Annotated in this window: 27 protein-coding genes, 2 pseudogenes and 1 riboswitch; of the genes and pseudogenes, 5 read left to right on the top strand and 24 right to left on the bottom strand. The window is 32.1% G+C overall.

What is annotated here, in order from left to right; translation table 11 throughout:
- Positions 1-26: 26 nt before the first annotated feature.
- A riboswitch (FMN riboswitch) is annotated at positions 27-177 on the bottom strand.
- 49 nt (positions 178-226) lie between these two features.
- The 8 genes from GM661_RS05830 to rsgA form a co-directional block, all read right to left on the bottom strand.
- Positions 227-385 carry a hypothetical protein gene (locus GM661_RS05830; protein ID WP_230869167.1) on the bottom strand — a complete coding sequence of 53 codons (159 nt, stop codon included), beginning with the start codon at positions 383-385 and terminating at the stop codon, positions 227-229.
- A 164-nt stretch (positions 386-549) separates the two neighbouring features.
- A complete protein-coding gene (locus GM661_RS05825) occupies positions 550-1,176 on the bottom strand; it encodes a LysE family translocator (protein WP_230869166.1) in 627 nt (208 codons plus the stop codon).
- Positions 1,177-1,367: 191 nt separating this feature from the next.
- Complete coding sequence (locus tag GM661_RS18895) at positions 1,368-1,499, bottom strand: hypothetical protein (RefSeq protein WP_269059907.1); 132 nt, start codon at positions 1,497-1,499, stop codon at positions 1,368-1,370.
- A gap of 5 nt (positions 1,500-1,504) precedes the next feature.
- Positions 1,505-2,233 (bottom strand): HI0074 family nucleotidyltransferase substrate-binding subunit, encoded by a 729-nt coding sequence (locus GM661_RS05820; RefSeq protein WP_230869165.1) that lies wholly within the window; start codon positions 2,231-2,233, stop codon positions 1,505-1,507.
- A 148-nt stretch (positions 2,234-2,381) separates the two neighbouring features.
- Positions 2,382-2,513, bottom strand: a complete 132-nt coding sequence (locus GM661_RS19090; RefSeq protein ID WP_407929647.1) for a type II restriction enzyme — start codon at positions 2,511-2,513, stop codon at positions 2,382-2,384.
- Positions 2,514-2,599: 86 nt separating this feature from the next.
- Positions 2,600-3,442 (bottom strand): DNA adenine methylase, encoded by an 843-nt coding sequence (locus GM661_RS05815; protein WP_230869164.1) that lies wholly within the window; start codon positions 3,440-3,442, stop codon positions 2,600-2,602.
- Positions 3,443-3,861: 419 nt separating this feature from the next.
- Positions 3,862-4,473, bottom strand: coding sequence for a GNAT family N-acetyltransferase (locus GM661_RS05810; protein ID WP_230869163.1), 612 nt, complete (start codon positions 4,471-4,473; stop codon positions 3,862-3,864).
- Between the two features lie 129 nt (positions 4,474-4,602).
- Positions 4,603-5,634 (bottom strand): ribosome small subunit-dependent GTPase A, encoded by a 1,032-nt coding sequence (gene rsgA, locus GM661_RS05805; protein WP_230869162.1) that lies wholly within the window; start codon positions 5,632-5,634, stop codon positions 4,603-4,605.
- An 868-nt stretch (positions 5,635-6,502) separates the two neighbouring features.
- Between rsgA and GM661_RS05800 the strand changes: the two genes are divergently transcribed.
- Positions 6,503-7,405, top strand: a complete 903-nt coding sequence (locus tag GM661_RS05800; protein WP_230869161.1) for a DUF2935 domain-containing protein — start codon at positions 6,503-6,505, stop codon at positions 7,403-7,405.
- A gap of 213 nt (positions 7,406-7,618) precedes the next feature.
- Here GM661_RS05800 and GM661_RS19085 read toward each other — a convergent pair.
- Together GM661_RS19085 and GM661_RS05795 are read right to left on the bottom strand one after the other, a co-directional pair.
- Positions 7,619-7,714 (bottom strand): annotated as a pseudogene (locus tag GM661_RS19085) (acetyltransferase); the annotation flags it as partial.
- Between the two features lie 73 nt (positions 7,715-7,787).
- Positions 7,788-10,052 (bottom strand): ATP-binding cassette domain-containing protein, encoded by a 2,265-nt coding sequence (locus GM661_RS05795; RefSeq protein ID WP_230869160.1) that lies wholly within the window; start codon positions 10,050-10,052, stop codon positions 7,788-7,790.
- A 173-nt stretch (positions 10,053-10,225) separates the two neighbouring features.
- Here GM661_RS05795 and GM661_RS05790 point away from each other — a divergent pair, with 173 nt between their 5' ends.
- Positions 10,226-11,176: a helix-turn-helix transcriptional regulator gene (locus GM661_RS05790; RefSeq protein ID WP_230869159.1), complete on the top strand. Its 951-nt coding sequence runs from the start codon at positions 10,226-10,228 to the stop codon at positions 11,174-11,176.
- 384 nt (positions 11,177-11,560) lie between these two features.
- On the opposite strand, the gene GM661_RS05785 is transcribed toward GM661_RS05790, so the two are convergent.
- The 4 genes and pseudogenes from GM661_RS05785 to GM661_RS05770 all read right to left on the bottom strand — a co-directional run bounded on the left by GM661_RS05785 (position 11,561) and on the right by GM661_RS05770 (position 13,089).
- The gene (locus GM661_RS05785; RefSeq protein WP_230869158.1) at positions 11,561-12,028 is read right to left on the bottom strand and encodes a pyridoxamine 5'-phosphate oxidase family protein; all 468 of its coding nucleotides are present in this window, start codon (positions 12,026-12,028) and stop codon (positions 11,561-11,563) included.
- Between the two features lie 93 nt (positions 12,029-12,121).
- Positions 12,122-12,424: pseudogene (locus GM661_RS05780) on the bottom strand (DUF5680 domain-containing protein); the annotation flags it as partial.
- Between the two features lie 87 nt (positions 12,425-12,511).
- A complete protein-coding gene (locus tag GM661_RS05775) occupies positions 12,512-12,835 on the bottom strand; it encodes a type II toxin-antitoxin system RelE/ParE family toxin (protein ID WP_230869156.1) in 324 nt (107 codons plus the stop codon).
- A gap of 5 nt (positions 12,836-12,840) precedes the next feature.
- Complete coding sequence (locus tag GM661_RS05770; protein WP_230869155.1) at positions 12,841-13,089, bottom strand: type II toxin-antitoxin system prevent-host-death family antitoxin; 249 nt, start codon at positions 13,087-13,089, stop codon at positions 12,841-12,843.
- A 259-nt stretch (positions 13,090-13,348) separates the two neighbouring features.
- Between GM661_RS05770 and GM661_RS05765 the strand changes: the two genes are divergently transcribed.
- Positions 13,349-13,675 (top strand): PIN domain-containing protein, encoded by a 327-nt coding sequence (locus GM661_RS05765; RefSeq protein ID WP_330165249.1) that lies wholly within the window; start codon positions 13,349-13,351, stop codon positions 13,673-13,675.
- 106 nt (positions 13,676-13,781) lie between these two features.
- Here GM661_RS05765 and GM661_RS05760 read toward each other — a convergent pair whose 3' ends face one another.
- The gene (locus GM661_RS05760) at positions 13,782-14,420 is read right to left on the bottom strand and encodes a methyltransferase family protein (protein ID WP_230869153.1); all 639 of its coding nucleotides are present in this window, start codon (positions 14,418-14,420) and stop codon (positions 13,782-13,784) included.
- Positions 14,421-14,555: 135 nt separating this feature from the next.
- Here GM661_RS05760 and GM661_RS18890 point away from each other — a divergent pair, with 135 nt between their 5' ends.
- Positions 14,556-14,690: a hypothetical protein gene (locus tag GM661_RS18890; protein ID WP_269059906.1), complete on the top strand. Its 135-nt coding sequence runs from the start codon at positions 14,556-14,558 to the stop codon at positions 14,688-14,690.
- Positions 14,691-14,783: 93 nt separating this feature from the next.
- On the opposite strand, the gene GM661_RS05755 is transcribed toward GM661_RS18890, so the two are convergent.
- The 3 genes from GM661_RS05755 to GM661_RS05745 all read right to left on the bottom strand — a co-directional run bounded on the left by GM661_RS05755 (position 14,784) and on the right by GM661_RS05745 (position 16,979).
- The gene (locus GM661_RS05755; RefSeq protein WP_230869152.1) at positions 14,784-15,335 is read right to left on the bottom strand and encodes a class I SAM-dependent methyltransferase; all 552 of its coding nucleotides are present in this window, start codon (positions 15,333-15,335) and stop codon (positions 14,784-14,786) included.
- 96 nt (positions 15,336-15,431) lie between these two features.
- The gene (locus GM661_RS05750; RefSeq protein WP_230869151.1) at positions 15,432-16,148 is read right to left on the bottom strand and encodes a DNA alkylation repair protein; all 717 of its coding nucleotides are present in this window, start codon (positions 16,146-16,148) and stop codon (positions 15,432-15,434) included.
- 93 nt (positions 16,149-16,241) lie between these two features.
- The gene (locus GM661_RS05745; RefSeq protein ID WP_230869150.1) at positions 16,242-16,979 is read right to left on the bottom strand and encodes a Uma2 family endonuclease; all 738 of its coding nucleotides are present in this window, start codon (positions 16,977-16,979) and stop codon (positions 16,242-16,244) included.
- 243 nt (positions 16,980-17,222) lie between these two features.
- Between GM661_RS05745 and GM661_RS05740 the strand changes: the two genes are divergently transcribed.
- Positions 17,223-17,606, top strand: coding sequence for a hypothetical protein (locus GM661_RS05740; RefSeq protein WP_230869149.1), 384 nt, complete (start codon positions 17,223-17,225; stop codon positions 17,604-17,606).
- A gap of 557 nt (positions 17,607-18,163) precedes the next feature.
- Here GM661_RS05740 and dpaL read toward each other — a convergent pair.
- The 6 genes from dpaL to GM661_RS05710 all read right to left on the bottom strand — a co-directional run bounded on the left by dpaL (position 18,164) and on the right by GM661_RS05710 (position 25,082).
- Positions 18,164-19,357 carry a diaminopropionate ammonia-lyase gene (gene dpaL / locus GM661_RS05735; protein WP_230869148.1) on the bottom strand — a complete coding sequence of 398 codons (1,194 nt, stop codon included), beginning with the start codon at positions 19,355-19,357 and terminating at the stop codon, positions 18,164-18,166.
- 11 nt (positions 19,358-19,368) lie between these two features.
- The gene (locus tag GM661_RS05730) at positions 19,369-20,946 is read right to left on the bottom strand and encodes an N-acyl-D-amino-acid deacylase family protein (RefSeq protein ID WP_230869147.1); all 1,578 of its coding nucleotides are present in this window, start codon (positions 20,944-20,946) and stop codon (positions 19,369-19,371) included.
- A complete protein-coding gene (locus tag GM661_RS05725; RefSeq protein ID WP_230869146.1) occupies positions 20,946-22,133 on the bottom strand; it encodes a YgeY family selenium metabolism-linked hydrolase in 1,188 nt (395 codons plus the stop codon). The genes GM661_RS05730 and GM661_RS05725 overlap by 1 nt, the downstream gene beginning before the upstream one ends.
- A gap of 27 nt (positions 22,134-22,160) precedes the next feature.
- Positions 22,161-23,447 (bottom strand): TRAP transporter large permease, encoded by a 1,287-nt coding sequence (locus GM661_RS05720; protein WP_230869145.1) that lies wholly within the window; start codon positions 23,445-23,447, stop codon positions 22,161-22,163.
- Positions 23,448-23,975 carry a TRAP transporter small permease gene (locus tag GM661_RS05715; protein ID WP_230869144.1) on the bottom strand — a complete coding sequence of 176 codons (528 nt, stop codon included), beginning with the start codon at positions 23,973-23,975 and terminating at the stop codon, positions 23,448-23,450. It abuts the gene before it with no gap.
- Positions 23,976-24,053: 78 nt separating this feature from the next.
- A complete protein-coding gene (locus GM661_RS05710; protein ID WP_230869143.1) occupies positions 24,054-25,082 on the bottom strand; it encodes a TRAP transporter substrate-binding protein in 1,029 nt (342 codons plus the stop codon).
- Positions 25,083-25,291 lie beyond the last annotated feature (209 nt).

Genomic DNA, 25,291 nt, shown 5'->3' with positions numbered 1-25,291 from the left:
TGCCATAATACTAATTTACAATAATATTCCATTCTCTTTCATCCGGACTTTACCGTCGGCCTTGGATTTTCACCAAATCTGCTGGCTTTGCCAAATAAATAGCAAACGCTTGCGGGCTTGTATACTAATTGTATACTTACCGCCGATAGGGAATTTCACCCTTCCCTGAGAATTTACTTCAATTATAACTCTTTCTTAAATTAATTTCAACTGCAGTTAATAATTCTCAGAAAAATATACCTCTAATTTCATTCATTAATAATCTCTCTCTTTCTTCTTTAATCCGTTCTTTATCTATTCTCTTAAACAATATTTTTGCATCCCGGATAGGGCTTTTTGTCTCTAGCTCTATATATAACCACTCAGCCCTATCTAAATTTATCATATCTCTAAGCTTTTGAGATGAAAAAGGCAAAAATGGGTTCAGTAAATTAGATAGGTTAACAACACTAAATCAATGTTTCATATAAATTTTGGGGTGTAAGGAGTCAGTGGGTATAAGGGGTCAGGGTTGAAAAGTTGTAAAATTAAATAATAATCATCCGGGCCTTAAGATTTTATCCTTATTATTTTTATAATTCTCATTATTCCGTAACCCATTAATACTAATGCGACTAACATGTTAGCTATTTGAACAATCAATGGGGAAATTGATGATTTTAATATTGTTATAATAAGTATAGAAAAACTCAGGAAAAGTGGGGTAGCAAATCCTGCTGATAATCCAAATGCTATTAACTCTTTTTTTGTTAAAGAATATTCAACTGACCTTGCTGCAAAAACACTAGTCCAAAATAGAATTGTTAAAGGACTAGATATTGTCAATATAAATGCTGAAATAAAACTTTGATATACATTTGATGAATGGTTTATAGTCATATTTATATCAACAGAATCTAAAACACTTACTGCCATATAAAACCCAAAACCAATAAGAACAACAGAACTTATAAATCCCAAAATTTTTTTAACCTTTTCTTTTTCTAATAATCTACCTATTCCAGCGATAGCTAATACGATATATAAGTAATCCACAATTGTTACAGCAAAAACTGCAAACAATCCATCTACTAAAGATTTTTGAAGGGCAATATTAACTAGAAAGAAAAACACAGGTCCTATTGCTATTTGTAGAATTAATCCTGTTGTTAAACCTCTTAAAATTACTTTTGCCATTTGATACTTCCTTTCAAATTTTATTTTCGTAAAGGGTGAATGCCACGCAATATTTCCTTCAACAGTTTATATTAATTATACCATTTTTTTACTTAGTTTTCATACACTCTGACATTACACCTTTATTGTTTACTAAATCTGTTGAAAGTTGGTTTAAATCTTGGTGGCATGCTTTGCCTACACTTTAGTAGTCAAAATAGAGCTTTAATAAGAAAAGCCCCTGGATTAAATCCAGAGGCTTTCCCTAATTTATCGTCTATTTTATCTTTTAGTTCAGGATAATATCTCATTAATTTTCCATAATAAATTTTTTCCTTTCTCACTACCTCTACTCTATTTCTTTTTCTATAGTTTTGATGAATTTTTTAAAAGAATAAATATATTTATCCTTTACATTATTAAAGATTTCTATAGCCGTTTCTTTATCATAGGTATGCGATGTTCTATTTCTATCCTGGAGCATTTCTAACCATATTTCTCCATCCTTTATCAAACCTACCTTGAAAGATTCCTTGATAGCTTTCCTGGGACTAATAGCCTCTAAATTTCCATTATATTCAAGGTAAGCTTTCATAAGCTTCCAGGATAATTCATATGTAAATTCAAATCTCTGTATTGCTGCATCTAAAACTATATCATCTTTACGATAATCTCTCTTAATACTTTCCTCCAATTTTTTAAAAGCGTTCTTTAAATTGGCTAATTTATCCTTTATTTTATTTAATGTTACCATAATCTCACCCTTTTCATTAGACAAAAATATCGTTTTGCCTTCTATATCTATGTATTTTTTTAGTTTTTCATTATTGATTCTATGGTAATCTATTATATCAAAAGTATATATTACTGGTTGATTTTCAATATCTTCTTTAATTTTATATAAGATTTCATTACTCTTTCTGAATTTTATAGCCATATCAATATCTGATACTTTTTTATAATCTCCTCTAGATCTAGAACCAAAAATTATTACTTCCTCAATTATATCAGAATATTTCTTGAATATATTTATAAGAATATAAAATTGTCTTTCAGAAAGTCCATACTTTTCTGTCATAGATATATCCCTTTCTATTATTCATTTTATCCATTTTGCCTTACTAAATTATTTCTATTTAAAATAATATTATAAATATAACACAATGTCAAAGTATAAATATCTGCTTTTCCAGGTTCTGACCCATTCTTAGTTTTTCGGACACTATTTAGTAAACTATAATGCCTTGGCTTCCCCTGTCAGAACTTTCATGGTCAAACTTTGTCATTAACCTTACCTCTTTATAATTATTTACCTGAGTAGAAGCAATAATGAAATAACCATTTTTTCTATTCGTCAAATATAGGATAATCTTCAAATATATTTATCCATTTTTCATCTACAATTCTATCTCTATTTCTATCAGCCATAATCTCACCTTTTATTTTAATAATTTCTAACCAATACTTCCTTTACTTCTCCCCGACTGCTTGCATCTGAATTTATACTTCTATTTGCTCCAACATAATCAATTTTATAATCCTTATGATCATACAAGTCTATTATAAATTTCGCACTCGAATTAGATAATAAAAATCTGCAGCCGCGTTTATTTAATTTATCACATAATTTTCTTAGACGTATTTGATCCTTTTCATCAAAACCATCTAATGTATAACCTGTAAAAGATGATGTATCAGACAGGGGATGATAAGGGGGATCAAAATAAACAAAAGCCTGCTTTCTCATACCTTTAATAGCTTCTTCAAAGTCTACGTTTAAAATAGCTATATTATTATTATTAAGATAATGACTAACCGCTCTTAATACTGGTTCATTTACTATACTGGGGTTTTTATACCTACCAAAAGGGACATTAAACTCTCCAGAACTATTAACCCTAAATAAACCGTTATAACAAGTCTTATTTAAGTATAATATCCTTGATGCCTTTTGTACATCAGTCATTCCATTAAATTCATCTGTTCTGTCTTTAGCCCTCATTTTATAATAATAATCTTCTTCATTCTTATGTTGTTTTAAATCTTCAATAAGTTCGTCTACATTATTTTTTATCACATTATAAACATTATACAAATGTACATTAACATCATTTATAACTGCCTTGTTAGGTTGCAATTCAAACAAAACTGCACCACCACCCACAAAGGGCTCATAATATGTAGAAATATTCTCCGGTATATATTTTTTGATTTCGTCAATTACTTGTCTTTTCCCACCAGCCCATTTTACAAAAGGCTTCACTAAGTTATTTTTTTTTCTTACCATTTCCATGAACCTCCATTTATTAGTACGTTTACTACATTTAGTACTGTGATTTATTTTGCCTTGCTAATACAATATTTCAATATTAAAATATAGTTTCCTGCATTAACCTTATTAATTGGAAGAATATTGAAGACTATTACATAAGATACGCCATGCTATGGCTGAAAGAGATTCTAATTATATTTTATCCGATTTTATTGATCATGATTGTAATAAATTTTAGCATTATATAACGTTCCTGTTATGACGCACCTGTGCCGTTAGGCCTGGCAGAAAGCTCACCATCAAATTTATCTCCATCAGTAAGTACAAACTTTATAATAATTTTTAGAGATTCCGTTTTACGGAATCTCTAAATAATCAAATATATATTGATATTTTAAGGAAACACAGACAATAATTGTGATCATAATTATCGTCTATTTTAGTTGAGTATCTATAATGTGTTTTACCTTATACGGAAACTCCTTCTCAAACAATTCCAATTCTTCACTTTGTATTCGGAACACTGGATCATCAAAGAATTTACCTTGTATTCCGTTTAAACTGTCATCATAAAGTTCTAACACCATAAACGCATCAAAATTCTCACCTTGTGCTGTTTGAATGTTATATTTTTCAGCATTTTCAAACCCAAAACGTCGGTAATAATTTGGATCTCCAAATATTACAACTGCCTTATAACCTAATAATTTTGCTTTTGAAATGGATTGTTTTATTAATAATGAGCCAATTCCTCTTCCTTGATAAGAAGGTAATACCCCTAAAGGTCCCATACATAAAACTGTAAATTCTTGATTTTGATTGTTCATTATCTTTGCCTTTGAATAAACAATATTACCAACAATTTTATTGTTATCACATGCAACTAAATCTAATTCCTCTACAAAAGCAGAAACCTGCCTAAGCTTATGAAGTACTAAATGCTCATCACATCCAGGTTTATAAACATCCCAAAATGCTTCTCTAATCATATTTTCTGTTTCGCTATAATCTTCCTGAGTTTCTAATCTAATTAATATATTTTCCATATTTTTTCTCCTTAGTATATTATTTTTTTGAAAATTCCACATTAAAAGTTTAATGCTTTCAACTAATACAATGGCACTATACCTCTTTCTCAATAAAAAATATTATTCAATCTTAATATTTTTATTAACTTATAATTTTCCAAGTGTCGTCCACTTATATTTTTCTGCCGCATTAGCCCCTCGTTTCTTCTTAATCTCCATATATTTTATTTCTCGTTGAAGCTTCTTGTAACTATTAAACCTTTTTTCTGTAATGATTCCTTCTTTAATAGCATTCTTAATTGCACATCTGGGCTCAGAATCATGCTGACAATCATTAAAATAACATTCTTGAGCTAATTTTTCTATATCTGTAAAACTATCACTCAATCCTTCAGAAACATCCCATAATTGAATTTCTCTCATTCCTGGAGTGTCAATAATGATTCCACCTTCTTCTAAAAGAATCATCTCCCGATGAGTAGTAGTATGTCTTCCCTTTCCATCATCTTTTCTAATATTATTAACCTTCATCTTTTCCTTACCGAGTACACTATTAATCAAAGTAGATTTACCTACTCCTGAAGAACCTAATAAAGCAACAGTATCTCCTTTTTTAAAATATTTTTTCAGTTGCTCAATACCTTTATTGTCTAAAGCAACAATTACATGAACCGGAACTCCCAAAGCAATAGCTTCTACTTCACTCTTTCTAGCCTCAATATCATCACATAAATCAGCCTTATTTAAAATTACAACAGGATTAGCACCACTATCCCAGGTAATTGTCAAATATCGCTCTATTCTCCTTAAATTAAAATCTTGATTTAAAGAAGTAACTATAAAAACAGTATCAACATTAGAAGCTACTATTTGCTCTTGAGCTTTACTTCCTGCTCTATTTCTAGAGAACTTACTCTTTCTAGGTAAAATGTCATAAATTATAGCCCGCTCTCCTCCAATTTGTAAATCGACAACTACCCAATCACCTACTACAGGAAATTTATTGTTATAACGCATCTTACCTGTTATCTCACCTAAAACCTTTCCTATTTCAGTATATAGCTTATAAATCCCCTTATACTCTACAGCAACTCTGGCTACTTGATAACCTCCTTGATTATTAATTTGATTGAATTTATTTTCAAAATCTTGATTCCAACCTAAATCTGCTAAACTCAATGTATTTCCCTCCCTTTTTATTCCAACAAATGCTTAGAGAGTCCATCTCTCTTGTATTTTTAACTCAACAATACTTACCCATTTCTGTCTCGCAATTTCACCAGTCACTTCTCTTTGATTTACAATCATAGTCATCACTCCTTAATTAATTAAAATAAGATTTATTTATAAGCAAAAAGCACAAAAGCCATGGGCTAAATAAACCCATGGCTTAGATATTCATCCAGAATAGATCCCTCTTAGCCAATAAAATTATTCTCAAAAACAGTTTAAGAGGTTATTATATAGAACTAATAAAAAATGCTACGGGCTAATAAACCCATAGCATAAAAATAACGTACTATATAATATATAGCTATCTATAAACAAAAGTTTATTAATCTAAAACTATACTCTCTTAAGTCTTAATTTAAGTATCAAAAAATAAACCCACTAATCCCTGGGATTTTAAAAACTTAAAAAAGAATAGAATATTTAATTTACTAGATTAATAAACCAACTTGCATCAAAGCACTTCCCTTGTTTATTTATTACTACAATACAATTATAGCAATATCTTGTTTAATTGTCAATTATAAAGTTCTATTGGCTGTTGCAATTAAGTCTGGTAAATCAAGAAGTTTTATGATAAGATTATTTTGCATTTGCTAGACCTCCTTTTTTGAATTTTAGTCACAACTATTTAATTCAACGGAGTCAGGCAAATGTCTTTTTATTTTGATTTACAGTTTTTTCTTCACAACATTAATTATACAACCATATTTTTTGATTCATTCTTACTAATAATAAATTATACAGATAATTATTACACACTTTTCTTTTTAAAAAATAATATATACCAGACAATATTATGAAAGGAGGAATCTTTTTGTTGTCAAGAGAGGAGTTTATAAGAAACTCTCTAGAAATAAATCTTTTCTTTCAAAGAATCATAAAGGAACACCTATTTTTAATCGAAACCAATTTACAAGCACCTGAAGCTGAATATATAGCTGAAGCCAGTAGATTAAAAAGAAATTTTGAACAACTTTTATCAGAAACAGTAAACTATGCAAGAAGAATTTCCTTATCAAGAGCAGCCCTAAATTCAAATGAATTTGTAACTCCATATACCTTAAGAACAGAAAGACTTACTTCACAATTAACCGGTGCTAATATTGATACAGAAATTACCAGAAGAGAACTTGACTTACTAAATTCTCAAGATTATTACTATACAAAACAGCTGGAAAACAACGTGCAGAATCTAAATGCCAGGACATTAGACTACCTTGAAGAAGTAATTGCCTTTCAAATGCGATTAATGAATCTAGTGTCACGTTGTGAAATATTTATAACTCTATATGATGAACTGTTAGAGCATCTTACACAGGAAACAGAATACTACCGGGAAACATTAAGAAACCTTCAGAATAGAAGAATGCCGGAAAGAACTCTATGTGTAAAGCTTAATTTCTGGAATAACATTATGGGAGAACATGCCCAGTTTATTGATGGAATGCTAGATCCAACAGAAAAAAATCTTAAGGAAACCGCCAGGATGTTTGCAGAAAGATTTGAAATACTGGTAGAAAGATGTATAAGAGAAGCTGAAAGAGAAATACTTCAAAGAAGCCTGACAACTACAGACAAAATAAGGGGTTTTAAAAGAGCTGCCACAGAAGGTTTACTGGACTGTGAAATCAAATCCATTATTCCTCCCCTTTTAGCAGATCATGTACTGCGTGAGGCTAACCATTACTTTAGAATATTAAGAGAAAGAATAAGCTAGAGATAAAAAACCGTTAACTATAAAATTTTAGTATTTAAATTTCCCTGAAAAAAATGCTTGGTAAAATCTAATTATATTCATTTTATAATCCTCAGAGGGATATATATATATCCCTCTGAAAATGATTATTTATTATTGCAAGATAAACAAATCTCACTCCAGTATCTTTATCAGCACCCCCAGTAATTTCCAGATAATCAACTTATCTTCCTAGAATTCATATTGATGTTCTATATTCTCATAAAATTTTTCTGGAGATTTTTTATTATCACTATAATAGGTGTATTCTCCAATCTCAACATTTGGTCTTCAGAAACAAAATAACAGTTCATCAATTTTTTCTGCTGTTTAAGCAACTCAAAATAAGCTATTCTTAGTTAATTCATGTTTTTATATATTCCCTCAAATACTTCCCGGTAAAAGAACTCTCTCCATTCTTTATTATTTCCCTTGGACATCCCTCAAATATAACCCGGCCCCCTTCTTCTCCGGCACCTGGTCCAAGATCTATAATCCAGTCAGCTTTACTTATGATATCCAGATTATGTTCTATGACAATTACTGTATTACCCTGGTCAACTAGACGATTAAAAATATGATTTAGTTGTTCTATATCTGACATGTGTAGTCCTGTTGTCGGTTCATCTAATACATAGATATTCCCACTATTCTCCAGCTCAGTTGCAAGCTTAACTCTTTGCAACTCCCCTCCTGATAAAGTATCTAGTGTTTGACCTAAAGTAATATATCCTATCCCCACATCACTTAAAGCTTTTAAAGAAGACAATATTTTTTCATGACTAAAAAAAACTATCGCTTCATCAACTGTCATCTTTAAAACTTCTGCAATATTTTTACCCTGGTATTTATACTGAATAGCCTCATCATTAAACCTATCTCCCTGGCATGCTTCACAGACACTTGTAACTGTGTCCATAAAAGCCATATCAGTATATATTTTCCCCAGTCCATTACATTCTGGACAGGCCCCTTCAGAATTAAAACTAAAAAGGGAAATAGAAACATTATTTTTGTCTGCAAATAGTTTTCTTATAATATCTAAAATACCTGAATAAGTAGCAATATTAGAACGTTTAGTTCCCTGTATTCCCTTCTGGTCTATAACTATTGTCTCTGGAAAATATCGGGTAAATACCTGATTAATCAAAGTACTTTTCCCAGACCCAGCTACTCCTGTAACAACTATCATAACTTTTTTGGGAATTTTAACATTAATATCTTTTAAATTGTGCAGTGATGCATTTTTTATGTTAAACCAAGCACCCGGCTTTCTAACCTTTTCTTTTAAAGCAGAGCTCTGATTTAAAAATTTAGCTGTTAAGGTATCTGCTTCTTCAAGCCCCTTTAAATCACCTTCATATACTACCCGGCCGCCCTTTGTACCTGCCTCAGGACCCATATCAATTATATAATCTGCAATTTTTATGATATCTGGATCGTGTTCAACTATGATAACTGTATTTCCTTTATCCCTTAGTTTTTTTAAAAAATCTTTTATTCTACAAATATCATGTGGATGAAGACCAATACTGGGTTCATCTAATATATAAGTAATATCAGTTAAACTACTCCCTAACTGGCGAACCATCTTAATCCTTTGGGATTCACCACCAGAAAGACTTGAAGTATCCCGGTCGAGACTTAAATATCCTAAACCAATCGAGATTAAATCTTCTAATCTTTCAATTAAAGCCTTCTCTACTGTATCAGAAGAAGAATTGATAGTACTGATAAAATCAATAAGATTATTAACCTGCATTTTTGAACAATCTGCAATATTTTTATCATTTATTTTACATTCCAGTACTTCCTGATTAAGTCGACCGCCATTACACAGTGGACAAATTCCCTCTGTAACAACATAATTAATTGCATCCTTATATGTTTTAGCAGATTTTGTTTCTTTTTTTAAAAAACTACGTTCAATTCTTGGAATAATACCTTCATATTCTGATGTAGGAGGCCATTCATCAGTTGGATTGGGTGGTTTAAATCCTTTTTTATAAAGTAAGGTATCCCACTCCTCTTCTGTATAATCTTTAATTTTTTTATCATTATCAAAGAGTCCTGTACTAACATAACGTTTCCACCTAAACTGTCCTGGTCTGAAAGTTGGAAATTTAATTGCCCCTTCATTCAACGATTTTTGCTGATCGATTAATCGTTCAATATCTATTTTGTTAATTATCCCTAAACCATCACACTTGGGGCACATACCTTCAGGATTATTAAATGAAAACACCTTTGAATACCCCACAAAAGGCTTCCCCCGCCTAGAAAACAATAGACGTAACAAAGAGTATATATCAGTAATAGTTCCCACAGTTGACCTTGCATTACCGCCAATTCTCTTTTGATCAATTATTATTGCTACAGATAGATTTTCAATTGCATCTACTTCAGGTTCTCCATAATGAGGCAGGCGATGGCGGATAAAACTTGAATAAGTTTTATTTAATTGTAGTTGTGATTCAGCTGCAATTGTATCAAAAACAAGGGCTGATTTTCCAGAACCTGAAACCCCTGTAACCACAGTGATTTTTCCCTTAGGAATAGAGATATCAATAGATTTTAAGTTTTTCTCCCTTGCTCCGACTATTTCTATATTATTTTTGAAAGATTTCATTATTTATAATAGTCCTCCTTTACAATTATTACTTTAAAAACTAGACTTCATATTACTTGACTGGCTTTCATATAAAAGTATATACTAATAACATGACAATAAATGTCCACTTTTTTAAATTAAAATGATTTCGAATTTAAAAATATTATCATTATCTATTTTTAGGAGGATTTATGTCAAAAACCAGGTTATTATTCGATTTAATTATGTATGTAAATAAGAAACGGAAATTTACTGCTCAGGATATTGCCCATGAATTTAATGTATCTATCAGGACTGCACATAGGTATTTAACAGAGATTAGTGAATTGGGGGTTTTTTTATACACAGAACGGGGCCGAAATGGGGGGTATCGTGTGTTAAAAAATCGGGTTCTCCCCCCTATTTCCTTTGATGAAAACGAGGCACTGGCAATTTTCTTTGCCTTTCAGTCATTAAAATACTATAAATCATTACCCTTTGATACAGACATTAGCTCTGCTTCCAGAAAATTATATTTCAGTCTTCCTGATGATATTAAAAAAAAGATAGATCGATTGGAATCAATCCTATCTTTCTGGTATCAGGACCGAGATCGAGATATCCCTTCACCTTTTTTAAAAGATATTATTGATGCATCTCTGGAAAACAAGATAATAAAGATTACATACTACTCAAAAACAAAAGATAAAAGAAAAGAAGTTAAACCAATTGGACTGTATGCAGATAATGGTTTCTGGTATATGCCGGCATTAGAAGTCAAAGATAATAAAGTAAAGTTATTTAGAGTTGATAGAATATTGTCTTTAGAGAATACCCAATCAACCCATGAATTAACAATGGATTTAAAGGATTGGTTTAAAAGTTATAAAATTAAAACACCTATCCGCCTCTATGTCAAATTAACAAGGGAGGGAATAAGACAGTGTAAAAGTAATTTATGGCTGGAAAATTCTATTACAATTACTGAAAATGACGATAAATATGATGGTTATATAGAAACAGAGATTGATATAAATGAAATAAAATATATTACTAACTATTTTCTTCAGTTAGGTGCTGATGTAAAAGTTATTGAACCTAAGGAAATAATAGATAATATAAAAAGACAGGCTTATAATCTTTTAACTCATTACCAGGACTAATTATAATCTGAATACACTCCTTTATGCCAGTCACCAAAGTCATTTTTAACATTTATACCCCTTTGGCCTTCCCCTGGCTGTCATACATATTGGTCTTATCTTCATTCTGACCATAAACAATTGATATAGATACGGCCCTAAGAAAATAACAACAATATTATAATAGCTTTATTTGAATTTTTCCCAAGTTATTTGTTAAGACTAATTAATATCTTATAAGCACATAACGCTTTCGACACTTTATCAGTGGTTCTCTTTTATTCGTCTCCATAGCACCTACCTGACAAAGTCTAGCTTCGCCTTTTCCTTAACGCTCACTACCATAGCTTTTGACTACAGCAGCTTAAGGTGGTTTGAAACCTCGTCTCCATACTAAATCAAATCCTATTTAATTATTTTATAATATTCCCTTACAGCTTTATTATCTTCTACATAAAGAAATTCTCTTAAACTTTTATTTCCTTCATATTTCCATAAAGTGATTAGTCTAGGTTCCACTTTTATTAATATATTATCTTCCAAATGAGAATAGGCTTTGTATGAACCATAATGTTTTTCTTTATATAAATCTAAAAAATATTTGTTCTCGTCATTTAATATATGCCCTTTTTGGACAGCTATTCCTTCAATCTGAACATTATCAACACAAAGTGCTACATTAGGATTTTTTTCTAATTGTTTAAATTTTAAAAAATTTTTATCCGTTTGAAAGAATATGTCTAAACCTTTATTTATACAACTCATTGCCCTAGCTGAAACTCTATCATTTGCAGATGTAGCTAATACCATTATTCTCTTTTTATCTAGCAAATCTATAATTTCTTCTTTTAGTGTATCAAAATCAAGAATCATAACAATATCCTCCCTTAAAATTTATTAAAACTATTTTATTTAAAAGTTAGTAGGATTAAATTTATTTATTGATTATTCATTAAACTAAGTTATTTATTCACAAATACAACCACCATGAAAGACACACTCATAGACCTTTATATCATTACAAAAAATTTCTTCATAACCATTAAACCATTCAAATTCACCATTTATCACACAATGATATTTATAATCTCCATTTTGATATACCAGTGGTCCTCGATATGGATATTCTTTAGGCACTAATAATAAACATTCTTTAAGAAAATCTCCTGAAAAACTATCACCTATAATACGCCCAATATAGTTCATTGACCAAAAAGGCACATCATTACTCCACAATGCTTCTTCACCAGCAAATTTTTCTCCTCCCACATTATTATTCCTGTTTTTTTAAGTATCTCAATCTACAATAAGGTATCTTAAACAGAACTCACCAAACAAACTGTTTTCTCAGTCCTATTAATTTTCAATTTCATTCGGAAACAAAATCTTAAGATAATCTCTTCCTGCATATAGAATACGATATATATATACAAATTCATCATCAATACGGTAAAATATAATATAATTTGCTGACACTAAGTATCTAAAGTCAGTTTTTATATTCACTTTTGCTGACAAGTCTGCTCCCATCAAGGGAAATTCTTTTAACTTTTCATAGCTCTCGACAATTTTCCTTACTACCTTTACTGCTGCCGTAGGATTATCTAACTCTTTTGTAATATGATCTTTAATCCCAATCAAATCTTCTGTTGCTAAGGGGTTAATTCGTAATTTAGGCATTATATTTAAACCCCCAGTATATCTTTCACCTGCTCTTCGTTCATCCAATCATCATTTGATTTAACTCTGTTTTCTGCTTCTATCAATTTTGCAAGCAATTTTATGGTAGCTTGAGTTTTTTCATACTCTTCAATGTCCATGATTGCAAATTTTCCTCTGCCGTTTTTCGTTAGAAACACCGGAGAACCCTCTGCTATATCTTTTAACACTTCATTATAATTTCTTAAATCTGAAACTGGTTTAATGTTAGGCATAATATTCAACTCCTTTTATAATTATTATACCCTTATTTTACTTAATATTCAACGTAATATTTTACGACACTCAATTATACTTAAAATTTATATGCTTTGTCAAAAAAGTAGGAGGTACGAGGAGGTGCCTGCTTTTTTGACATATGCCTCCGTAAAAATATTATTTCATCTCGCAGCATATGGAGCATCGTTTTCCTCAGGGAATGATTATGGCCAATAAAAAAGAAATCTATTTCAAGATGTGGTGCAGAAATTATAGATTAAAAACATCTTCAAAGGATATATATGTACTCATGAAATAACTACACTAGCTTATTTTCTTATGAAAAACCATAATGATTCATCCAAAGTTAAATATGTACTTGGAGAATTATTTGATCTTTTCAATACCATTCCCGTAACAGAAAATATACTACGAGAAGCACTTAATTCAAAAATCAATGACTATGAAGATGCTGTTATTGAAATCAGCTCTCTTAAAAATGAAATGGATTATATTATAACCAGAAATTTAAAAGATTTTAAACATAGCAATGTCAAGTCATTAAGTCCTTCTGAATTTTTAGCCCTACAAAATCTACAGTAAACCGCACTTTCAGATAACGTCCCGCGGCTTCAATTGAGGAAATATCTTGTTGAACGAAGCTGCGGAAAGAATTCTACACTGTCCACTGTTGCACAAATTAAAACAATCACCATATTTTGGGTATTATTCTCTTTGTCTCCTTAATATACTTTTTATATTCAGGAAATTTTTTCATAAGAAATTCTTCCTCTACTTTTATTCTCCATAGAAACCCGCTTATTGTTATCAATGATAAAAGTAAACTAAAATATGAATTCAAGACTAAAGGAAATCCAATAATTTGCAATATATTACCTGCATAAGCTGGATGCCGAATGTATTTATAAATTCCTGTTTTAATTATTCTTTGGTTTTCCCAATTTTCCACATCTCTTGAAAAAAACTTACCTAGTGCTTTAATTCCTATCCCTCTTATTATTGTTCCAGATACTATTAATACAGTTCCCAATATTGTTAAAAAGAGATTGTATCTCATTATATAAATATATTCTAATATTGGAATTATCAATGTGGCAAACCAAGTTAATGATAAATAATAACTTGTTATTTCATGTTCTTTTTTATTTTCAGTTTTTTGTCCGGTATAAAAATATTTATCTGATATTAAACTACATATAACAAGAAACAAATATAGATAAATATAGAATTTATTTACACTTAATCCTTTAATCTGAACTAGTCTCCATATATAAATGAATAACAAAATTATTAGTATTTTTGTTATATTATTAAAAATTTTTTTCAAATTAATCACCAACCCTTAAATTTTATAACTTTTATTAGAAGTAATACTAATTTTTTTCTATTAATTTTGAATAAATAAGTGAAGTTGTACGTTACACTATTATTGAAAGGTCTGCGGAGGGTTTCAAAAATTATCTTGATAGAGCATAAGACTAACTTTAAACTGCTTTATCAGGAATTCCTTGCTAATGATGTAAATATAATATCCAAACCACAAAAACCGATTATGGCAGCTATGAATTTGTCATCGAAGATATTGATGGTAGGTTAATTGCATTGGAAAGATCTATGATAAGCAGACTTATTTTGAGAATTCAGATTATCTGCGGGACAAATAAAATTATTTCTTTATGATTTTGGAATATTAGGCATTACACACTATACAATAAAAATTATCACCTAAATAAAATTCGTTTATCTGACTAAACCCAAAACTACCGCAAAGTCTAATAACTTCATCTCTACCAATGCGATGCGAAACAGGCGGTCCCATTGGCGTCTGTTGTTTTTGAAACTCTATGATTGCAAGCTTACCTCTGCTCTTTATAATTCTTTTGATTTCAATAAGTATAAGATCTTTGTTTTCAATTTCATGTAATACAGTAACTAAAATCACACAATCCACTGTATCTGCTTCAATACCATAATGGTCTCCTGTTACCTTCATTGTTTTAATATTAGACAACTCTTCTTTTTTGGCTTTTTCCTTTATAATATCTAATAATTCGTTATTTATATCTAAAGCATAAACTGTATTATTAGTTATTTTTGCTGCAGGGATTGCAAAAACACCACTACCTGCACCAATGTCGCAGATAACTTCATTCTCATGTATACCTATTTTTTTTAACGTTTCTTGGGGGCTTAATTCTGCTAATCTTTCTGGATTTTCTAATTTATTTTGTTTATGGCTCATAAGGCACCTCTTTCTTTTGAATTACAATCTTTACTTGGTTCTAATACCGATTACCAATCTAAATGGCATAATACTGCCACTGACAAGATTACTTTTTCATTTATACTTTCTTCCCATTTTGGAATCGGATGACAATAATCTCCCTCTTTCATCCACTTTAACCAGGGTTTCCAGTTCTTTGAGTGCATTCTTTCCCACCCAGGCACTGGCTTTTCCCTCTTCAATTAATTCGTAAGCAACTAAAATCGCTTTTTCCTGATAATCATAATTTATTTTTCCAATTTCTCTAAGTGCCCAGGATATTGCTTTTCTAACATGTGGTCTAGTATCATTAGCACATTCTTTAATTTTTTCTATATATAATTCTACTTGCTCTGGCTCAATTTTTTCTCTTTTTTTAACTATTTCGGCTGTCATAAGAACAAATGCCGCACGCCTAAAATATAATGATGATTGTTTACTCCAACTTTTTATGATATCTGCTGCAAAACTCGTTTTGATAATTAAATTTTTACAAATATGGTCACATAAATCCCATGAGTTTACATCATGCATTAAACTTTCTATTTCTTGATATGTAATATCCTTTTTATCAAATAATAAAACCGCTAAGATTTTCTCCTCATGTACTCCACTTTGCCAAAGTTCCCAGGCCAACTTGTGATCTGTGCGAATTTTTCTGGCCAATTTTCTTATATCACCTGTCCGAACACCCAAAGCTTTATCTTTCGGTATTCCCAAACGAATTACATTTTTTTTATATTTTTCATCACTCAATTCATTTAAAATTCCTCTTATTTCATTAATATCCATACTAATCCTCCTTAACCCATATTGAAGTTAAAATATGCATAGAATTTTTATCTATATAATTCTTTATTAACAAGAAGTTTCCTGTAATATTTATTAATAATTTATTCCCTTAAAAATATCAGCCAGCGCTATTTTTAAGTCTTCGAAGTAAATAGATTCTATGATATCATCCTCTTTAAGTGATATCATCTTGTCTAAATCCCTTTCCCCGGTAAAAGAATACTGATTTATTTTTTTCTCCTCCAGATCAATAATCCAGTATTCTGAAACACCACTCTTCATATAAAGATTTAGTTTTGTAATCATATCTTTACCCCTGGTAGAAGGTGATAATACTTCTACAATCAAAGTCGGTACACCTTCATATTTATTATCCTCACTAACTTTATCTTCATCACAGATTACCAATACATCTGGTTGGACAACATTAGGGTCTTCTTCAAACTTAAGCGCAAACCCGCAAAGCCTGACATCCAGCGGAGCAGTTAAAGAACGGCAAGATTTATCTCTAAAATAATTATAAAACTGTCCAGATATTTCATTGACTACCAGCTGGTGATTAAAAGAAGGGGAAACCATTAGGTAAACCTCACCATCGATCAGTTCATATCTTTGATCTGATGAATCAACTAAAGAAAGATATTCCTGATAGCTAATTCTTCTGGTTTTATATTCCTCTACTCCTTCATGGATAAAAAAGTTTTCTGGTTCAAGATAATGACTGAGTCTGGCAACAGTTTTCCCGTTCTTGATGACAATAATATCTTCTTTCTTTACCAGAGACAGGTACTTGCCGAAAGCATTTTGCAAATCGGTACTATTCACCCGCATATTTAACACCTCACTACTCTAATACCTATAATTATATTCCTTATTAGCTATTTTGTCAAATATAATTAGCTATTTATTTCTTGAAAAAATAAGCAAGTTCAATCTCTAATCCACACAGATTTTTGACAAAAACCGTATCTTTCATAGAAATGTTATTAACTAAAACTAAGTTATCATGCGTTTTGCTATTTTTCTGAATAATTGTTATAATATGGTTAAAAACAAGTAAAGGGGGTTTTGTCAATGAATAGTTATATAGTGAAGCAATCTGTAATTGGTTTACAAGAGGCTTTAGAAGAAAAAATAAAAACAACAAAATCTTTAAACGCAAGGAATTTTCTTAAAGAAATATTAAAACTTTCAGAATCTGAACAAGAAAAATGGTTTTTAACAAGTAATCAAGCTACAAAATTAACTCGTGAAAAGTTTGAACAACAAACTAATGAAAAACGTGAGATATGTACAATCATTATGACTATTTGTGCAGTTATTACAACTAGTATCATGGTATGGAATGAAATTGAAAAAAGGTGGGAAAAAAAAGAAGTTGAGGAGGAGGTATGTAAAGATAAAGAAGTAGAAGTAGAGAATGATGATAATTCTGATGATTCAGATATTCCAAAATGATTCTAAGGAACTGTCTCAAAATGAGGCAGTTCCTTTTTTTATCTGATATTCTGCTAATCTTTCTGGGGGATTTTTAAATGACAGATAAAGCTAAACTCATAAACTTATGTTCTGTTTTTATTTCTAAAGATATTAAAAAATTGTGAAATTTTATGTTGAATAATTTTTAGATTATATTTAGAATTAGACATACTAAACTTACCAATATATAAATTTATATACACATTTTTATTGCCTTATTAATATACTATATCAAACTAATAATTTATTATAACAATATTCATTTCTGAAGGAGGTGTTATAATGGGTGACTATGACTGTGGTGGCGGCTACGGTGGTTGTAGTTTTGTGATATTCTTAATCCTTATATTACTACTTTTAGGCGGATATGGTTACGGTGGTTATAAGAAGTAATTTATATGATATTAAGCCCTCAAGTTTTTAACTTGGGGCTTTTCTAACTTATTGCCGGAACTGAAATCAAATATTACTGATACTACCCTTGGCTTCCGTAAAATTACTATTTTTAATGACCAGCTTTACCTCAATACCAGGGTTTACAGCACCGGGTATAAACCATCCCATACAATCTTTTTATACATAAGGGGATCTGTATCCCCTTCGGTGCTTATAAATAATATTTTACTATCACTATTTATACCTAAATTATCAAGGATATCCCCATATTCTTGATGATCAATTATCAGACTCAATAGACCTGGACCAACTGCTGCTGATTCTCCTGAAATAACTGCTTGATCATCACCTGTAGGTGAGGCCAGGATTCTCATGCCTCTGGCAGCAAAATAATCAGGGCAGGAAACAAAAGCAGTAGAATACCTTCTGAGAATCTTCCAGGCTATTGGGTTTGGTGTGCCACAGGATAAACCAGCCATAATTGTACTTAAACTACCACTTACAGTTTGGGCCTTTTCCGTATTATACTGGGCAGATTTATAGATACAATTAGCATTATGAGGTTCAACAATAATAACTTTCGGTGCTTCATCACCAAATCGTACTATTAAACTGGCCTGAATGGAAGCTGCAAAAGAACCCACTCCCGCCTGTAAAAATATATGTGTTGGTTTACTTTGAACCTGTTCCAGGGCTTCATCAATAATTGTAGCATATCCCTGCATGATCCAGAGAGGTATTTCTTCATACCCTTCCCAGGCTGTGTCCTGTACTATAATACCACCACTGACTTTAGCATATTCCTGAGCAAGTTGAACAGTATCATCATAATTTTTATCTGTAACGATTACCTCTGCCCCTTCTCTTCTTATATTACTTATTCTATCTTCAGCTGAACCTTCCGGCATAAAAACAACAGCTTTATATCCTAACCTATTTGCTGTCCAGGCAACACCTCTACCATGATTACCATCAGTAGCAGTAATAAAGCTAATATCCTTAGCACTAAGCGCTTTATTTAAACTATCAAAAGATAATTTTCCTGTCCCAGTAATTTTACTCAAGTATTTGGCTATAGCATAACTACCTCCAAGGACCTTAAAAGCATTCAGTCCAAAACGGTAGGACTCATCCTTAATCCATATTTTATTAACATTGTACTCTCTGGCAAGTGCTTGTAGGTCATGAAGTGGTGTAATTTTATATTCACTAAAACTATTATGAAAATTCCTTACTTCTTTAATAATATCCCCGGAAAAATACTCCAACTCTTCCAGGGCTTTATTATCCTTGTTTTTATTATATATTATTTTTAGATCTCCTATATTGCTCATTTTCTATCATCTCAACCCCTTTTTATTATTTCACCCGGCCTAATATTATGTTTAATTCCCTTAGAAATCACAATTTGTCCGTTTACTATTACAAACTGGATTCCTTCTGGAAACTGACAGGGCTCTGTAAAGGTAGCTTTATCTATTATTTTATTTTCATCAAAAATAAGCAAATCAGCTTTTTTACCTTCCTCTATAAGCCCTCTATCCTTGAGATTAAAGACCTGGGCTGGTTTACAGGACATTTTATAAATAGCTTTCTCCAGACTTATCACCCCTTTCTCCCGAACATATCTCCCCAGAATTCTGGGATATGTCCCATAAACACGGGGATGGGGTTTACCACCTAACAGACCATCTGTACAGACATTTTGCTCAGGCCGGCACATTAATCTTACAACATCTTCTTCCCTACCATAATAATCATACATTCCCACAGCAATTTCTTCTTCTATCAAAAAATCAAAAACAGCTTCAAAAGGCTTCTGCTTTCTAAGCTCAGCTATTTCTAATAAATTTTTTCCGATATATTTACTATTCTTTTCAGTTCTAGTATCAGTAATGTAAATACCATCAAAACCAGCAAATTCTATAAAATTATCCCAGCCAGGAAGACCATTCTCAATATCACTAATAATTCTTTTCCTGACAGATTCATCTTTTAATCTTTCAATAGCCATTTCTGTTCCACCATCATGTACCCAGGGTGGTAATATTACTGATAACATAGTACTTCCCGCAATATAGGGATATTGATCAAAAGATACCTGGGTATATTTACCTGCTTCATCCAATAATTCTTCTACCTGGTCGATCTTATTCCAGTTATTTCGTCCACATATTTTAAAATGAGAAAAATGTATCTTAACACCAGTTTTTTTAGCAATTAAAATAATCTCCTTCATTGAATCAATTATCTGATCAGCCTCACTCCTCTGATGGACAACAAACACCCCATCACAGTCCTTAACTACCTTACACAATGCAAGCAATTCCTCTGTATCAGCATATGCACAGGGGGGATAGATTAAACCAGTAGAAAAACCTATAGCACCAGCTTCCATCTCTCTTCTGATAACTACTTTCATATCTTCAAGTTCTGCTAAGGTGGCTTTTCTATTTTCTAATCCCATAACTTCCATTCTTACATTACCATGTGGGACAAGATAGGCAATATTGGGGGCAATTTTTTTCTTTGCCAGTAAGTGAAAGTAATCAGCTACTGTCTGCCACTCCCAATCCATACTTTTAATAACCCCATCTAAGCCAGCAAGATTTTTCTGCCAGACACCAAGATATTCAGGGAGCAGAGGAGCAACAGAAACACCATCCTGACCAAGTATTTCTGTAGTAATACCCTGTCTAATTTTAGGTTCAACATAGGGATCATCAAATAACTTCAAGTCAGAATGACTGTGTGTATCAATAAAACCAGGGCACACAATATACCCTTCAGCATTAATTATTGTTTTATCATTAGTACTAATCTCTTGTTTAATTTCTTTAATTCCATCTTTTTCAATTAAGAGATCCGCCTTAAATCTTTCTTTTCCAGTACCATCAATAAGCAAAGCATTTTTAATGAGCATTAGCTCTCACCTTCCCTAAAGAAAGACCTTATAATAGCTTGATAGCCCCGGTAGGCCTGATATATTTGTTCAGTTTCAATATACTCATCTACTACATGGGCCAGTTCCTCCAGAGAAGGGCCAAACCCCAGGGTAGGTATTCCCCTGATTCCAGCAGATTGACTGCCATCTGTACAGAATGAATAGTGGGAAAGCTGACCATCAAATCCAGCAGAAATTAACTCCTGATAAGCCTTTCTAACAAAAGTATCTTCCTCTTTAAATAACCAGCCAGGAAAAAACCTCTTGCCCCCAATCACCTTAGCAGTATAACACTCCGCTTCGGCTTCTACAATTTCAACCTCTGCTTGAAAATCCTTATCCTGCTCTTGCAAAACCTCAAAAATATCCTCAACTGGTTTGAGAACCGTTTCTTCTGTTTCACCAGGCAGCAATCTACGGTCAAAGGTTACAGTACAGCGGTCCGGTATTACAGATTTGCCTGGATAGGGGGCTGATTTGATATCAGTTAAAACCATAATAGCCGGACCCAAAAAGTCATCGACAGGTAATTTGATTTTCTCTATTTCCTGCAAAAGACTCATCATTTTACTAACAGCATTAATACCTGCATCAGGGCCGGAAGAGTGGGCGTTTTTACCAAAAGTCGTTACCTTTATCTCGGCCCGCCCCCGCTGACCGATACATAGTTGCAAACGACTGGCCTCACCAATAACAACCAGGCCCGGCTCTATCTTATCTAAAATTTTCCCCTGGGCGACCCCTTCAAAGACCTCTTCAAAGACAATACCGGCAACTACAATATTACCTTTTAATTTATCTTTATTTTCAATAAAAGCCGCTGCAGCATAGACCATTGCCATCAATGCTGCTTTCATATCACTTGCTCCCCGGCCATATAATTTATTATTTACAATTTCACCACCATAAGGGTCATAATTCCATAGTTCTGGTCTTTCCACACCAACTGTATCCATGTGTCCTTCCAACAGGATACATTGCTCACCCTCACCGGTAATCTGTCCTATGACATTACCATAATCATCTATCCAGCTTTTATCAAAACCAAGGCGGTCCATAACGTTTTTTATATAACTAGCAACTTTCTCTTCCTGACCTGATTCACTTTTTAATCTAATTATTTCCTGACAATCTATAAGTAAGCTTTCCAATATATTATCCTGCAATTATCATCCCTCCTGACATATTTTCCTTTATACTATACCTATTAATCTGGGGATAAACATAACTATCTCTGGAACAAATGTAATAATAAATAAAACAGCTACTTCCATCACAATAAAAGGCCAGATCGCTTTAGCAACCTCTTCTAAACTCAGCTCAGTAATACCACAAACTACAAAAAGACAGGCTCCAAGTGGTGGTGTCATTAGACCTAAATTCAAATTAACAATCATGATAATAGCAAAATGCAGTGGATTTATACCTAAATTAACAGCCACCGGATGCAAAATCGGTGCTAAGATTAATAAAGCTGCAGTAATATCCATGAACATACCAACAATAAGCAATAAAATATTTATTAAAAACAAAACAACATAGGGATTATTAGAAATACTAAGCATTAAACCGGATAATAATTCTGGAATTCTCTCACTGGCTAAAAAGAAACTCAAAATCGAAGCAGCAGACATAATTAAAAAGATAATCCCTGTATTTTTAGCACAGTTCAAAAAAATAGCTGGTAAATCTGCCAGTTTCAAGGTCCTGGTAACAAAAAAACCAATAATAAAGGCATAAAGAACAGAAACTGCTGCTGCTTCTGTTGGAGTAAAAACACCCCCTATGATACCACCTAAAATAATTACCGGCAAAATCAAGGCCAGGATACTTTTTTTTAATGTATTCCAGATCTCTTTTAAAGAAGCCCTACTTTTATTTTTAGGATAGTTTCTCCGTAGAGAAATAAAATAAGTCATAAGCATTAAAAATAAACCTATTAAAATTCCCGGCATGACACCAGCTGCAAAAAGACCAGCAATAGACACTCCCATGATTGAACCATAAATAATCATTATTGTGCTGGGAGGAATTATAGGTCCGATTATTGAAGAAGCAGCCGTAATAGCAGCACTGAAGTCTTTATCATAACCATCTTTCTCCATTGCCGGGATAAGTACAGAACCTAAGGCAGCTGAATCTGCAACTGCCGCACCCGTAATCCCTGCAAAAAGAATGCTGGCTACAATATTAGCATGAGCCAGACCACCTCTAATATGCCCTACCAGAACATTTGAAAATTCAATTAGACTATCTGTAATTTTACAGCGATTCATTAAATCACCTGCAATAATAAAAAAGGGCATTGCCATTATAGGAAACATATCAATCCCCGAAAAGAAACGCTGTGGCATTATATTAAATAAAACAGGCATATTTGATTTTATGATAGAGAATAAAGATGTAATTCCCAGGGAAAAACCAATTGGTACACCCAGTATTAATAAAATCGCAAAAACAATTCCTATAAATAACGGCATTTAAATACTCCTCCTTTTCTCTCTATACTCTTTATCAGAACCCCCGCTAATCATCTTTTGAATCTCATCAAGGCTTATCAAAAAAAGTTGTATCAGACTCACTAAAGCAGCAACCGGTACTGAACTCAAAACATAGCTCATAGGAATCTGCAAAGCAGGTGCTATCTGAGTATTTCCATTAACTGCCATGCCATAACCATATCTAATTAGTTCAATTAAAAAAAAGGCAATTAGTACCCGTGTCATTATTCTTAAGATTTTTTGAAAGGTAACCGGTAATAATTTCACAATAAGATTTACACCTAGATGTTCCTGCCTCTTCACCCCCATACTAATTGCTAACAAACCCATCCAGATCATACTATAGCGGGCCAGTTCCTCTGTCCAGGGTAATGGATTTGTCATAACATAACGAAACATAATTCCGGTTAAAGTAGTAACTGTCATTAATATTCCTAATGCAATACATAAGTAAGAAACAATTTTGTCCACTCCATCACTTAATTTGATAAAGATTGTCCCATCCATATTTACACCTCATTAATAAAGGCCAAGGCCATTTAAGCCTCAGCCTTTTAAATTGAATTCTTCAAATATTGGCTTAGCTTACTCAGATTCTGCCTCATCCACTGCCTTTAAAAACTTATCAATCCACTGCTGGTCAACTTCCTGACTTAACCAGTCAATATAACCATCCTGCACTTTATTTCTAAACATTTCCTTCTCTTCTACAGTAGGTGTATAAATCTGTAAACCTGCTTCTTTAAGCTTTTGTATAGCCTGAACATCCAGTAATCGCTGGGCCCCACGGTCAGCTATGTTAGCTACTTCTGCAGCATCTTTCACTATCTTTTGTAAATCTTCTGGAAGTGATTCAAACCAGTCGTTGTTTACCATAAACCAGTCAGTTCCATATAAATGATTAGTCAAAGTAACATATTTCTGTACTTCTTCTAATTTTCCACTTAAAATGGTGGGCAGTGGATTCATCTGTCCATCAATAACACCAGTTTGCAAGGAAGTATATAACTCTAACCAGGCAATTGGTACAGCTGACCCACCTAATAAAGAGATCATCTTTATGTGCCCCTGATTTTCCATTGTCCTATATTTAAGTCCTTTCATATCCTCAGGGGTTTTCACCTCATGTTTATTATTTGTAAAAGCAAAGAATCCCCCTGTTTCTGTTGTTACCAGACAACGCACACCAGTTTTATCCAATATATCTGCTCTAAGCTCATCTCCAAACCAGCCGTCATAAACCTGCCAGGCAATATTATGTGTCTTGAAAGCAAAAGGAATATCAACAACTGTAATCGGTTTATAAAACTGAGCTATTCCTCCTACAGATGAAAGGGTAGCCTGAATTACGTTATTTTTTACATTAACAAAATTCTCCCTTTCCTTCCCCATTACACCACCAGGATATAATTCAACTTTAATACGTCCGTTTGAGGCAGACTCTACATGACCTTTAAAAGCATTAGCAAAACTGGCCTCATTTGTTCCATAGATATCATTAGCCATCTGGAAAGCAAATTTCATTACATAGACATCTCCAGCATTTACTACCCCAGTGATAAAAATAAAACCCACAATTAAACCAGTAATAAGAAATAGTTTTAATTTATTCATTTAACAAAACCCCTTTGTATTAGGTTTAATAAAGCAACAACATAGTTTGTACAAATATGCATATGACTCTCTTTTCATGTAATGTATATGTTATGTTATTGTCTTATTTGTAACATTATAACCTATATAAATTTATTTGTCAATGTTTTTGTTGTTGTTTAATGTCATATTTTATAAATTAATAGCTATTTATGTCGCACATACAGAAA

The sequence above is a fragment of the Iocasia fonsfrigidae genome (genome assembly GCF_017751145.1).
In the GTDB taxonomy this organism is placed as follows: domain Bacteria; phylum Bacillota; class Halanaerobiia; order Halanaerobiales; family DTU029; genus Iocasia; species Iocasia fonsfrigidae.
This window is presented reverse-complemented; position numbering and strand designations above follow the sequence as displayed.

Coding starts and splice junctions, on each gene's coding strand:
- GM661_RS05825 (WP_230869166.1), bottom strand. CDS start 1,176: ATGGCAAAAGTAATTTTAAGAGGTTTAACAACAGGATTAATTCTACAA.
- GM661_RS05790 (WP_230869159.1), top strand. CDS start 10,226: ATGTCAAAAACCAGGTTATTATTCGATTTAATTATGTATGTAAATAAG.
- GM661_RS05715 (WP_230869144.1), bottom strand. CDS start 23,975: ATGGATGGGACAATCTTTATCAAATTAAGTGATGGAGTGGACAAAATT.
- GM661_RS05710 (WP_230869143.1), bottom strand. CDS start 25,082: ATGAATAAATTAAAACTATTTCTTATTACTGGTTTAATTGTGGGTTTT.
- GM661_RS05785 (WP_230869158.1), bottom strand. CDS start 12,028: ATGATTCTTGATTTTGATACACTAAAAGAAGAAATTATAGATTTGCTA.
- GM661_RS05795 (WP_230869160.1), bottom strand. CDS start 10,052: ATGAAATCTTTCAAAAATAATATAGAAATAGTCGGAGCAAGGGAGAAA.
- GM661_RS05820 (WP_230869165.1), bottom strand. CDS start 2,233: ATGACAGAAAAGTATGGACTTTCTGAAAGACAATTTTATATTCTTATA.
- GM661_RS05810 (WP_230869163.1), bottom strand. CDS start 4,473: ATGGAAAATATATTAATTAGATTAGAAACTCAGGAAGATTATAGCGAA.
- GM661_RS05775 (WP_230869156.1), bottom strand. CDS start 12,835: ATGCCTAAATTACGAATTAACCCCTTAGCAACAGAAGATTTGATTGGG.
- GM661_RS05720 (WP_230869145.1), bottom strand. CDS start 23,447: ATGCCGTTATTTATAGGAATTGTTTTTGCGATTTTATTAATACTGGGT.
- GM661_RS05815 (WP_230869164.1), bottom strand. CDS start 3,442: ATGGTAAGAAAAAAAAATAACTTAGTGAAGCCTTTTGTAAAATGGGCT.
- GM661_RS05755 (WP_230869152.1), bottom strand. CDS start 15,335: ATGAGCCATAAACAAAATAAATTAGAAAATCCAGAAAGATTAGCAGAA.
- GM661_RS05830 (WP_230869167.1), bottom strand. CDS start 385: ATGATAAATTTAGATAGGGCTGAGTGGTTATATATAGAGCTAGAGACA.
- GM661_RS05740 (WP_230869149.1), top strand. CDS start 17,223: ATGAATAGTTATATAGTGAAGCAATCTGTAATTGGTTTACAAGAGGCT.
- GM661_RS05745 (WP_230869150.1), bottom strand. CDS start 16,979: ATGCGGGTGAATAGTACCGATTTGCAAAATGCTTTCGGCAAGTACCTG.
- GM661_RS05730 (WP_230869147.1), bottom strand. CDS start 20,946: ATGCTCATTAAAAATGCTTTGCTTATTGATGGTACTGGAAAAGAAAGA.
- dpaL (WP_230869148.1), bottom strand. CDS start 19,357: ATGAGCAATATAGGAGATCTAAAAATAATATATAATAAAAACAAGGAT.
- GM661_RS05750 (WP_230869151.1), bottom strand. CDS start 16,148: ATGGATATTAATGAAATAAGAGGAATTTTAAATGAATTGAGTGATGAA.
- GM661_RS05770 (WP_230869155.1), bottom strand. CDS start 13,089: ATGCCTAACATTAAACCAGTTTCAGATTTAAGAAATTATAATGAAGTG.